This is a genomic window from Brevibacillus centrosporus (assembly GCF_003710815.1).
GTDB lineage: Bacteria > Bacillota > Bacilli > Brevibacillales > Brevibacillaceae > Brevibacillus > Brevibacillus centrosporus.
Genome location: NZ_RHHP01000031.1, coordinates 184088 through 195513 on the forward strand (window position 1 = coordinate 184088; position 11426 = coordinate 195513).

The 11426-nt window shown below is 48.5% G+C and carries 12 protein-coding genes; 8 read left to right on the forward strand and 4 right to left on the reverse strand.

Features of this window, described 5'->3' with window-relative positions; genetic code table 11:
* The first annotated feature begins 163 nt into the window (after positions 1 to 163).
* From EDM55_RS22435 to EDM55_RS22455, 5 genes are all read left to right on the forward strand, one after another.
* A complete protein-coding gene (locus EDM55_RS22435) occupies positions 164 to 538 on the forward strand; it encodes a (2Fe-2S) ferredoxin domain-containing protein (protein WP_092272474.1) in 375 nt (124 codons plus the stop codon).
* Positions 539 to 842: 304 nt separating this feature from the next.
* A complete protein-coding gene (locus EDM55_RS22440) occupies positions 843 to 2036 on the forward strand; it encodes a glycine C-acetyltransferase (RefSeq protein ID WP_092272533.1) in 1194 nt (397 codons plus the stop codon).
* Complete coding sequence (locus tag EDM55_RS22445; RefSeq protein WP_092272477.1) at positions 2033 to 2995, forward strand: L-threonine 3-dehydrogenase; 963 nt, start codon at positions 2033 to 2035, stop codon at positions 2993 to 2995. The genes EDM55_RS22440 and EDM55_RS22445 overlap by 4 nt, the downstream gene beginning before the upstream one ends.
* Positions 2996 to 3370: 375 nt before the next feature.
* Entirely contained in the window at positions 3371 to 4165 is a 795-nt protein-coding gene (locus EDM55_RS22450) for a helix-turn-helix domain-containing protein (protein WP_092272480.1), read from the forward strand.
* Positions 4166 to 4296: 131 nt separating this feature from the next.
* Positions 4297 to 4905 carry a GNAT family N-acetyltransferase gene (locus tag EDM55_RS22455; RefSeq protein ID WP_092272483.1) on the forward strand — a complete coding sequence of 203 codons (609 nt, stop codon included), beginning with the start codon at positions 4297 to 4299 and terminating at the stop codon, positions 4903 to 4905.
* A 92-nt stretch (positions 4906 to 4997) separates the two neighbouring features.
* Here EDM55_RS22455 and EDM55_RS22460 read toward each other — a convergent pair whose 3' ends face one another.
* Complete coding sequence (locus tag EDM55_RS22460) at positions 4998 to 6602, reverse strand: S-layer homology domain-containing protein (RefSeq protein ID WP_259676103.1); 1605 nt, start codon at positions 6600 to 6602, stop codon at positions 4998 to 5000.
* Between the two features lie 152 nt (positions 6603 to 6754).
* Here EDM55_RS22460 and EDM55_RS22465 point away from each other — a divergent pair, with 152 nt between their 5' ends.
* The gene (locus EDM55_RS22465; protein WP_092272486.1) at positions 6755 to 7732 is read left to right on the forward strand and encodes a YpdA family putative bacillithiol disulfide reductase; all 978 of its coding nucleotides are present in this window, start codon (positions 6755 to 6757) and stop codon (positions 7730 to 7732) included.
* 5 nt (positions 7733 to 7737) lie between these two features.
* Here EDM55_RS22465 and EDM55_RS22470 read toward each other — a convergent pair whose 3' ends face one another.
* Together EDM55_RS22470 and EDM55_RS22475 are read right to left on the reverse strand one after the other, a co-directional pair.
* Entirely contained in the window at positions 7738 to 8076 is a 339-nt protein-coding gene (locus tag EDM55_RS22470) for a histidine triad nucleotide-binding protein (protein WP_092272490.1), read from the reverse strand.
* 90 nt (positions 8077 to 8166) lie between these two features.
* The gene (locus EDM55_RS22475) at positions 8167 to 8496 is read right to left on the reverse strand and encodes a hypothetical protein (RefSeq protein ID WP_246071183.1); all 330 of its coding nucleotides are present in this window, start codon (positions 8494 to 8496) and stop codon (positions 8167 to 8169) included.
* A gap of 170 nt (positions 8497 to 8666) precedes the next feature.
* Here EDM55_RS22475 and EDM55_RS22480 point away from each other — a divergent pair, with 170 nt between their 5' ends.
* Positions 8667 to 9425 (forward strand): MerR family transcriptional regulator, encoded by a 759-nt coding sequence (locus tag EDM55_RS22480; RefSeq protein WP_122961439.1) that lies wholly within the window; start codon positions 8667 to 8669, stop codon positions 9423 to 9425.
* A 49-nt stretch (positions 9426 to 9474) separates the two neighbouring features.
* Here the strand turns inward: EDM55_RS22480 and EDM55_RS22485 are convergent, their stop codons facing one another.
* Complete coding sequence (locus tag EDM55_RS22485) at positions 9475 to 10782, reverse strand: acyl-CoA thioesterase/bile acid-CoA:amino acid N-acyltransferase family protein (RefSeq protein WP_122961448.1); 1308 nt, start codon at positions 10780 to 10782, stop codon at positions 9475 to 9477.
* A 157-nt stretch (positions 10783 to 10939) separates the two neighbouring features.
* Between EDM55_RS22485 and EDM55_RS22490 the strand changes: the two genes are divergently transcribed.
* On the forward strand, positions 10940 to 11377 hold the full coding sequence (locus tag EDM55_RS22490; RefSeq protein WP_122961440.1) for an Rrf2 family transcriptional regulator: 438 nt from the start codon (positions 10940 to 10942) through the stop codon (positions 11375 to 11377).
* The last annotated feature ends 49 nt before the right edge of the window (positions 11378 to 11426 follow it).

The window sequence follows — 11426 nt, forward strand, 5'->3', positions numbered from 1 at the left end:
ACCAATCTTGTTGAATAGTATACGAACATATATTCTATCAGAAACAAAACAGTCTGGGAATTGCAAATTGCGCTATAGACAGGGGTTTTCTGGCAAGGTAAGATAGAGCGTATGTACATAAACCGTAGTACTTCCGTTTTATTGGGTTAAAGGAGGAAAGAAAATGGCAACATGGAACCTATCGCAAACCAAGCATCACGTTTTGCTATGCAACGGCAGCAGCTGCAACCGGAAAGGCGGAGAAGAAGTAACCATCGCCATCCGTGAGGCCATTGCCGAGGCAGGACTGGATGATCGTGTGCACACGACTCGTACGCGCTGCAATGGACGCTGTGAAGATGCGCCTGTCATGATCGTGTATCCAGAAGGCATCTGGTACAAACAAATTACACCTGAAATAGCGCCTTCACTGGTTGAGCAGCATTTTGTGAATGGCGAGCCGGTAGCATCGTTAGTCTCGCACCGTTTTGAGGACGGCTTTGTCCGAGTAGGAGACGCACCTCAAGGGATTTTAAAATCAGAAAAAGGAAAGAAGTAGCCACAAACCGCACTTTAGCCTAAACCGCTGGAGGGTGGCTTTTTTTTTTTGCAGGAAACGCCAAGATTTCGAAGGGCTAATATGGAGGGTTCAGGAGAAATTATGAGGAACGAAATCAGAAAAAAATAGTGAAAACGCTCTCTATAATGTCTTTGTCATATGGACACAACAAGAGAAAAGTGATAATCTGAATACAAATAAAGCTGATATCATGCGATTTCATTCAAATATTAATGTCTTTTTCAGGAGTACACATGTGTTTGTGGAAATTACTTCTACCACTGAAATGATGGAGGGATTCGACTTGGCGAGCAAAACCTTGACCACTTTTTTACATGAAAATTTGGCAGATCTGAAAAGCAAAGGGCTATATAACGTAATCGATCCGCTGCAAAGTGCGAATGGTCCGGTAATCAAGATTTCTGGCAAAGAGCTGATTAACCTCTCCTCGAATAACTATTTGGGACTGGCAACAGACCAGCGTCTGATCGATGCCGCAGTTGCTGCTGCACAGAAATACGGTGTCGGGGCAGGTGCTGTCCGTACCATTAATGGAACCATGGAGCTGCACATTCAATTGGAGGAAAAGCTCGCAGCTTTCAAGCATACGGAAGCGGCAATCGCGTATCAGTCCGGGTTTAACTGCAATATGGCCGCCATTTCTGCGGTTATGGACAAAGATGATGCAATTTTGTCTGATGAGCTAAACCACGCTTCCATCATCGACGGCTGCCGTCTATCCCGCGCTCAAATCATTCGTGTGAACCACTCGGATATCGATGATTTGCGTGCGAAGGCCAAGGAAGCTAGAGAATCCGGTAAATACAAAAAGCTCATGGTCATCACAGACGGCGTATTCTCCATGGACGGCGATATTGCCAAGCTTCCGGAAATCGTTGAGGTTGCTGAAGAATACGACCTCATGACTTACGTGGATGACGCTCACGGCTCGGGCGTGTTAGGTAAAGGCGCAGGAACCGTAAAGCATTTCGGTCTGTCGGATAAGATTGACTTCCAGATTGGGACCCTTTCCAAAGCCATCGGGGTTATTGGAGGGTATGTAGCGGGAAGACAGGAGCTGATCGACTGGCTCAAGGTACGCAGCCGTCCGTTCCTGTTCTCGACTGCACTGACTCCTGCAGATGTTGCGGCATCGATTCAAGCCATCGATATCCTGCAAAGCAGCACAGAGTTGCACGACAAGCTATGGGACAATGGACATTACCTGAAAAAGGGTCTGAAAGAACTGGGCTTCGATATTGGTGCAAGCGAAACACCTATCACACCTTGCATTATTGGCGACGAACAACAAACACAGGAATTCAGCAAGCGACTGTATGAAGAAGGCGTTTATGCCAAAGCGATCGTGTTCCCAACCGTTGCAAAAGGAACAGGACGCGTACGGAATATGCCAACTGCTGCTCATACAAAAGAAATGCTGGATCGTGCCCTTGGCATCTACGAAAAAGTTGGGAAGGAAATGGGGATCCTGAAATGAAGAAGATACTAGTTACTGGCGCATTGGGACAAATCGGCTCGGAGCTCGTCATGAAATTGCGCGAGGTTTACGGAAATGACCAAGTAATCGCGACAGACATCAGAAAACGAGACGAAGACCTAGTGGTGCAGTCAGGGCCGTTTGAAATTCTCGATGTGACAGATGCCAATCGTATGTTCGAGCTGGCAAAAACTCATCAAGTAGACACCATCATGCATCTGGCTGCCCTTCTTTCCGCTACGGCGGAAGCAAAGCCACTGCTCGCGTGGAACCTGAACATGGGTGGACTGGTGAATGCTCTGGAAGCAGCTCGAGAGCTCAACTGCCAGTTTTTCACGCCAAGCTCTATTGGGGCATTCGGTCCTTCCACACCGAAAAATGGCACCCCGCAGGATACGATCCAACGTCCTACGACCATGTACGGGGTAAACAAAGTATCGGGTGAACTGCTGTGCGATTACTACTACCAGAAATTCGGCGTGGATACACGTGGAGTGCGCTTTCCTGGTCTGATTTCCTATGTAGCACCTCCAGGTGGGGGGACGACAGATTACGCCGTTGAAATTTACTACAAAGCCATCCAAGAAGGGGCATACACCTCTTATATCGCGAAAGACACATATATGGACATGATGTATATGCCGGATGCGCTGAACGCGATCATCAACCTGATGGAAGCTGATGCCTCCAAGCTTAAGCATCGCAATGCCTTCAACGTGACAGCCATGAGCATCGAGCCAGAACAAGTGGCAGCTGCGATTCGCAAGCATATCCCTGAGTTCAAGCTTTCGTATCAAGTGGATCCTGTTCGTCAGGCAATCGCAGAAAGCTGGCCGAACTCCATCGATGCGAGCTGTGCGAAAGAGGAGTGGGGCTTTACGTACGAGTACGACTTGGAAAAAATGACGGCAGATATGCTCACGAAGCTACGTGGGAAGCTGCTGCAAAAAGTCGGATAAATGAATACCTAACTGAAAGACTGTCGTCGCGGATAAAATTCCGTGAAGGCAGTCTTTTTTCTACAGTAAGAATTTATAAGATTCTTATCCAGTATAAGTTCAACTAAGACTGCGCCAAAAGGCTTGCCGCAGCCAAGTTTTCTAACTGAATCAGAAAGTATAAACGACGTGAGCCATCTACCTGATTCAGCATGAATAACCTTCCGATAAATCGCGGTCGCTCCTCCATGAGATGGCCTCGATAGAGGTTTTCTTACAATTACTGGGTAGATTGGCTGTTCCATAGGAGGAAAATCTATGCTAGAATGATATGCGAACGATTGTTCTGGATGGTGAAATTCCCTCCGGAGTCCTGGCGCAAAGGATGGTGCAAGTATGGAGAATGCTGAAATTGATGCGCTGATCTCGTATATTCACCAATATATCGATGAGCCGCTTCCTCTATCACGATTGGCATCGTATGTCGCGTATAGTCCTTATCATTTTACACGTCTTTTTAAGGAAAGAATGGGTCTTCCACCGCTTTACTATGTGTCTTCGCTTCGCCTCCAAAAAGCAAAAGACCTCCTGATCCACACGAATATGAGCGTTCGCGATATTGGGTTGGAGATTGGTCAGCAAAGCTTGGGGACATTCTCTAGCCGTTTTACAGAAAAGGTTGGCGTTTCCCCGACGGAATTTCGCAACTCGGTACAGGCGACCCATACAAACCTTCATGCTTTGCGCTCGCTAGGGGAATGGCAGCTGGAGCATCCTGTTTCGCCGGGGCGAGGGCGAGTGCTTGGAACCGTACATAGCGATTACCCGTTTGAGGGTGTCATATTGATCGGCCTTTTTGCAAAACCTATACCGGAGGGACTCCCTCTGTATGGGACGGTTCTGTCTTCACTGGGGCATTTCTGTTTTACAGGAGTCAAACCCGGTACGTATTATCTCATGGCAACATCTGTTCTTTGGGAGATGCAGGCTTCAGAAATTTTACTTCCCCACACAACGCTGCGTACGCGCTCCAAAGAGCCGATTGTGGTCTCTTCAGGAGCCATCGTCCCTCATCGAGATGCATGGCTGTATCCACCGGCACCAGACGATCCCCCCATCCTGATTTCTCTTCCCTTGCTGGTAAATAACTTTCTTTCAAAAATTTCCAACCATCATCTGATCAATCAGTGACTGTGTATCGGCACGGAGTGAATCATCCGTTCCAGAGACGCCAGCAAGATGCCGCTGTTTCAGCCGGCTCCCGACAAGTTTAACGAGACTGTTCTTTCTTTTCATTCGAATCACCAAACAGGAAAAGCGCAATGATCATCGACAAACAGGAGTATCACGTGAAGGGCACTACGTATACGATACGATCAGCCGCTCCATCAGATGCAGAAGCGCTGTCTGGATTACGAGTCAAAATCGATGGGGAAACTGAAAATTTGGACAGAGAGCCCGGAGAAGCTTTCATTGATCCTGCAGGATTTGAACAGATCATCCAAATGGATGCACAGCTGACGAGAAATCTGTTCCTGGTCGCGGTTGTGGAGGATAAGATCGTAGGATTTTCCCGCTGTGAAGGGACCTATTTGACTCGTTTTGCTCATAAAGCAGAATTTGGCGTTTGTATCTTGAAAGCGTATTGGGGATTCGGTATTGGCAAAAATCTATTGAAGCAATCCTTGGCATGGGCGGATTCCAATGGCATCAAGAAAATGACGCTCAATGTCCTTCAGACAAATGAGAAGGCGATCCAGCTATACGAAAAGCTAGGATTTGAAGTCGAAGGAGTATGGAAGCATGATCGACTGCTCTCGGACGAAAACTACTATCACACAGTGGTGATGGGAAGGTTTGTGGAAGAACAGCGAGCAGGGGATTCGGACCAACGCAAAACGGTTCTTGCTGGTGGCGACAAAAAAACATGAATAGCACGAGGACTGTACGCAAACAAAAGACAGTGACGCTTTCCGACTTCCTCTTGGTCGAAAGTAATCACTGCCTTTTTCTTTGGATGCTGTTACATTTTTTGTCTCGCTTGCGTAAGCGAGATCGAATTCGCGATCGAGGTCCACACATCCGTAGATTCAGAACCGATATACCAATAGGCGAGACCACCGATTTGCCAGGTCAGACTGGACTGTGCTTTTAGCCCAAGTGATCGACTCTCTTCCAGCCAGATGGAGTGGGATACGCCTTGCTTCTTGAAGGTAGAGCGGTACTGACCGATGGAGGAATCCCATTTTGTGCTCGCTTTGTATTGGGAGAGGAGCTGGTACGACTGCGGAATCGAGATGTCCGTAGACTGTAGCTTGCCGCCGGATTGATACCAGTCTCGAGTATAAAGCGGCATTCCAACGATCAGCTTTTGTGCCGGAACATCGTCGAGGACACCTTTGATCACACTTTCAAACCAAGGCAGCGAAGCCACAGAGCCAGCTTCCGTAGCTCCGACCCAATGTTCTTCATAGGCCATCAATACGAGATAGTCTGCATAGCTTGCCAATTTCGCATAGTCGAACGGTTCGCTCCAATCGGTGTCTGTATCGGGTGGTATATCGACCGACACGACAGCTCCTTTTGCATGCAAGGCAGCAGCGAGTTCTTTTACGAATGCCGTGAAGTTGTCGCGATCAGCAGGATTGAATCCTTCGAAGTCTACATTGATTCCGTCCAGCTGGTACTTGTCTACAAACGCGCTCAACTTCTGCACGACGGCCGTCCGTTTGGTTTTGTCAGACAAAACAGTATGGGTCGTGGCTGGATCAAACTGATTGCCAAACAAAGCCCACACTTCTTTTCCGTTTTTCTGTGCCCAATGAACGAGAGCTGCGTCAGAAAAATCGCTGACAGAACCGTCCTTCTGCAGGAAATACCAACGTGGAGAGAGCGTACTGACGCCAGATTTTTGTACCTGCGCAATAAATTCCTGTGTGGTGGACTGATACTGCCAGCCCAAGGACACCAATGGTTTTGCCGATACGGTCTGCGCATTCAATTCATCGAGTACTCGTTTCAGAAGGACGGCGGTCTCTTCGCGGGACATGGCGGCCGTCGGTCGGAAATAGCCTTGGTAGCCTACCAGCCATTTCTTGTTCATGGCGGCGCTCACCGAAGAGCGTGCCCAACTGGAAATCGCATTGGCATCTTTGACGGAAGGGGCGGCTGTAGAAGCTAGTTTCAGCCCCAACGCTCGCGTCAAAAAGGTTGCGGCTTCCTGGCGTGAAATCGTTCGATTCGGAGAAAACGTATTGGCACTCGTTCCGCTAGCCATGTTGAGAGACACTGCTGCTTGAATGTACCCATACGCCCAGGAAGATTTGGGCACATCCCCAAAGGACGCCACACTGCTTGAAACAGGCTTTACGCCCAGAGTGCGATCTAGCATTGACACAAACTCGGCACGAGTAACGGGATGATCCGGATGGAAATATCCGTTTTCATCGCCTGATAGAATGCCGGCCTTTTGCAACGAGGCGATTTGCTCTTTTGCATAGCTGCTGGAAATGTCGCGCAGGCTGCTCGAAGCGGCTGTCGAGGCAGGGGCACTGACTCCCATCGTGAAGCAAAAGGTGAGCAAAACAATTGTTAGGAGCGACATATGTATGTGTTGTTTTTTCATCATACATCCAGTATAAGGAGAGATACCCAATCTTTCATTGATCATATATTGGCAGGGAATCAAGGGTTGACAACCGGGGAGAACGTATTTCGGACTCTGGGATATGATATGATAGTACGGAAACGAAAAGTGAGTAGAAACGGGGCGGGAGAGTTATGGAAGACGTACTGATCGTCGGTGCTGGTCCGTGTGGTCTGGCCGCAGCGATCGCTTGCAAGAGAGTAGGGCTAAACCCGATTAACATAGAAAAAGGTTCGCTAGTCCACTCTATTTATCGATACCCGACGTATATGATTTTTCACAGCACGGCGGAATTATTAGAAATTGGAAAAATTCCTTTTACGACTGCTCATGATAAACCGACGCGTCAGGAAGCGCTCCAATACTACCGGCTGGTGGCATCACGGGAAGAGCTTCGTGTCCACACCTTTGAAACCGTGACTTCGACCGTTCGCACGGAGGTAGGCTTTCAAGTAAATACGACGGATCGTTTTGGCGGCCAGCATACGTATGAGACGAAGAATCTCGTCATTGCCACAGGATATTTTGACAATCCCAATCGGCTAAACGTGCCAGGCGAGGATTTACCGAAAGTATCTTCGTTTTATAAGGAAGCGCATCCGTATGCGGGATTGCGTGTTGCCATCATCGGCGGGAACAATTCTGCCGTAGATGCCTCCATAGAGCTGGAGCGCGCAGGGGCAGAGGTGACTGTCATTTGCCGCAGAACAGAGATATCCGAGAGGGTCAAAGCGTGGACGCGGCCTGTCTTTGAAAGCTTGATTGACAAGGGAAGGATTCGGATAATGTTCGGATCAACGGTCGAGTCGATCGGGGAGCGCTCCATTCAGGTAAAAACAGGGGATGAGATCGTGGATATCGAGAACGATCATGTGTTTACGTTGATTGGGTACCGCCCGGATCGATCCTTCCTGCAATCACTTGGCGTACAGATCGATCCAGAGACGGGTTCGCCCGTTCATCATCCGGATACCATGGAAACCGATGTGCCAGGACTGTACATCGCGGGTGTCATCGCATCCGGTCACCGGACAAAGTCCATTTTTATTGAAAACGGCAGATTCCACGGAGAGGGAATTGCCCGCCACATTACGTCACGCTTGGCCAGGTAAGCCGTTTACATCGTCCATTCCAGCTGTTTGCCGCCGATTAAGTGGTAATGCAAGTGAAAGACGGTTTGCTGTCCGTGCTTGCCGATGTTGGTGATCACACGGAAGCCGGGGTCTTTTACTTCCATCGCTTCCGCAACTTTTTGCAGGGCGAGATGGAGATGACCGATGAGCTCTTTATCCTCAGGTTCAATGGCCATCAGCGATTGAATATGCTTTTTGGGGATCATCAGTACGTGTACCGGTGCGATCGGGTTGATATCATGAAAGGCAACGACGTGATCATCCTCGTACACTTTTTTTGACGGGAGCTCCCCGTTCACGATTTTACAAAAGATACAATCCATGCTTCTCAACTTCCTTTCCAGCTTTTGATAGGGGTAAAGCCTACTTCGTCGTCCGAGTAGGCTTTACCTTTTCTTTCTTTTGAATGGATTTTAGCCGGTTACCTGTTTGTACATCCAAAAATATAGGAATAGAATGCAGATCGCAAAGAGTATTGCATACGCAGGCTTCAGCCAGCTCGTCAAAACGTAGCAGGATGCCACGAACAAGACCAGCCCAATAGCCCCTAATATACCGCTTTTTTGAGCCAGATGAAATTCCTGCGTGTTTAGATACTGGATCTGAAGCATCATGTTTAACAAGGTAAGAATGGGCAGCGTCGTAATAATGCCGGAGAGAAAAATATTCATGGTCTTGCTCAAGTAAGAAGCGAAAACCAGAACACAGCCACCGATCAAGAACTTAATGACATAGTCGATCATTGAAAAAAGCCTCCCAGGTACTGGTCAAACGAAGTGCAAGCAAACGTGTTCATTATAATCCTCTCGCGTGAAAAAAAGTAGCTAAATTTCATTAATACTAAATATGGATTTGTTTATTGACTCTCCCCTTAGAGGAGCCTTTATTCTTTGTTCGAGGAGGTGACGATTGGTTGCTGTATACGGTAAAGGAACTGTCCGCGATTTCCAATGTGACGATTAAAACCTTGCACCACTACCACAAGATTGGACTTCTTTTGCCTGAGAAAGTGAGTCAAGCGGGCTACAGGCTTTACGGCAGAGCGGAAGTGGAGCGGCTGCAAGCCATTTTGTTTTATCGGGAGTTGGAGCTCCCGTTGGTGCAAATCAAGCAGCTGTTGGAGAGGGATGTAGATCGATTACGCATCCTGACCGAACAAAGAACCATGCTGCGAAAGAAAGCGACTAGACTTGGGCAGATTCTAGGGACGTTGGAAAAATCGATAGAGGCGGTTCAGGGAGGCGTAACGATGGGAAAACAGGAAATGTTTGCAGGATTTTCAAGCGAGGAAGAATGGAAGAGTGCGCTACAAGAACAAAAAGAGTACTTGCAAGAAACCTACGAGGCAGAGCTCGACACGAGTACCATAGACGTGCAGGAAATGAACGAGCAAGCGCGAGAAGCTGTTTTTTTCATGACAGAGCTGGCAGATGCCTTAAGAGCTGGAGTCAAGCATTTTGACGAACGAATCAAAGAGAGAATCCAGACGCATGTGGCGTTTTTAAACCAGCATGGTCACACCATGACTGCCGTTGATTTCGCCAATCAGACAGCGTTTTTTCTCCAGGACGACTTTCATCTGGCCATGCTGGAAGCACAGCAAACTGGACTTGCTTACTATCTATCCGCAGCTGCACAGGCATTCGCTGCAGATCCACTGACTCAATCTTAAAAAAAGTAGAGCACAGGTAACGTTTTCGCGACCTGTGCTCTTTCTCTTCTCAGCCTGTCGTCCCAGAAGCTTTCGGAAACGCTCTTTCTAAAAATAGCAGGACCTCCCGCCACGAATGCTCACAGGCATAGGCATTGTTCTTGGCTGTTCCGCCATTTAGCTGTGTTCGTGTGGTCGGGATATAGGGAAAACGTATCATGTGCCCTGTATTTTCATAGCGCAGGTGAACGACTTCATGGGGGAAGCTGTTTTCACGCAAGCGTTTGACCATTTGCTCGCAGTGCTCTGCAGATGGCCACCAATGGTCGTCATCTGAGGATAATAAGAGGATAGGGCCTTGGATCCGCTCAACGGGAATGCTTGCGTCCTCCATCCACTCGCAGTTTTTCCAAGCTTCTTTATGCAGATGGTCGATTCGCTCCTTGGTCTGTAGTCTCTCGTTCGCTTCACGGGACTGTGTTTCTGTCCAAGGGACGAAAGGAAGGGGTTCTCCCCGGAATGACCAGGAGGACTGTGGGGAAAAAATATCGGAGTCAGCAGATTCGGTTTCACATCCAATACATACGGTAGAACTGGGACTGGAAGCGATGACGGCTCGAATATCAGGATCGAAGGACCCTATGACAAGGGAGAGCTCTGCCCCTTTGGAACGGCCAAAGACCGCGATTTTTTCCGGATGAACCTGAGGTTGCGTTTTTAGCCACTGGATGGCATTCTGTATGTACTCTAATGGAATTCGGCGGATGTCGTCAGGAAGATCGTCACATTGAAAATAAGCCAGAGCAAGAGCTGGATATCCATGTGACGCAAACAACGCGGCAAATTGGGAGGAAGATCCGATCCCACCTTCACTGCCACCCAAAACTAGTACGGCTGGGCGCGGTTCCGCATGTGGATCGTAAAAATACAGGCCAACGAGACCGTTCTCCCGGATTTTCTCGATGGAGACCTCTGGAGAGACAAAGATGCGGGTAACATTCGCTTTAGCAATGACTTTTCCATGCACCTCGGCTGACAGGTGAATTTCCGTCGAACGAGGCGCAAATTCAAACGTATCCAAAGAATGAGGACTGTAAAAACGCTGACTCTGCACGTGCATGGACCAAAACAATCCCATCGGATCGATTCCTTCGTAGGTTCCGAAGAGGGGAGCTTGAGAAACGAGATCGACATTGCCGTCCTCATCTGACTGAAAAATAGCGTGGGACGACGCGGACATCTCTCCCCCTGGCATTCCATCCGTGAGGGTCGCGTGGAGTGTAATCAGTTGATGCGGGGCAAAGCCACTCAGTGTAATATGGACAGGGACGTCAATTAAGGCAGTGGATGGGGTAACCTCAATTTGTGGACGTAGCATGACAAACATCATACCCTTCCTTTATCTAATAAGAAAAACCGCAAATTCATTATAGTAAAGATCAAATTGGGACAGAGGGATAAGATGTGACAGTTCAGGTAACTTGACTTCCCCTTCGAGATGTAACTATAATCATTACAACGAAAGGGTGACCGAAATGAAAATCAGTAGCCGTTTTTCTGTGGCTGTCCATATCTTATCACTACTTTCCATCGAATCCTCGGCACACTGTACGTCCGAATGGATCGCAGGCAGCGTGAATACGAACCCCGTAATTATTCGGCGGGTGATGGGGCAGTTGAAAAAAGCCGGGTTTGTCCATGTGCGCCCGGGTGCGGGTGGAGCTTCGCTTACGAAAGAATGGAAGGATATTACCTTACTTGATGTCTATCGTGCCGTAGATGTCGTGGAGGAAGGCCGTCTATTCCATATCCACGAGCAGCCCAATCCGCAATGTCCAGTGGGTGCCAATATTCAATTCGTGCTGGAGCTTATCCTGACTCGTGCACAGAACGCGATGGAAGAGATATTGGGGAGTGTCACGCTGGCGGATTTGGTTACGGACCTGCGCGTCCAGATCGCTGCCAATAGTTAATCGCTACAGGAACGAAGCCGCCCGGAAATGAACTGCACCCCAATTGTTG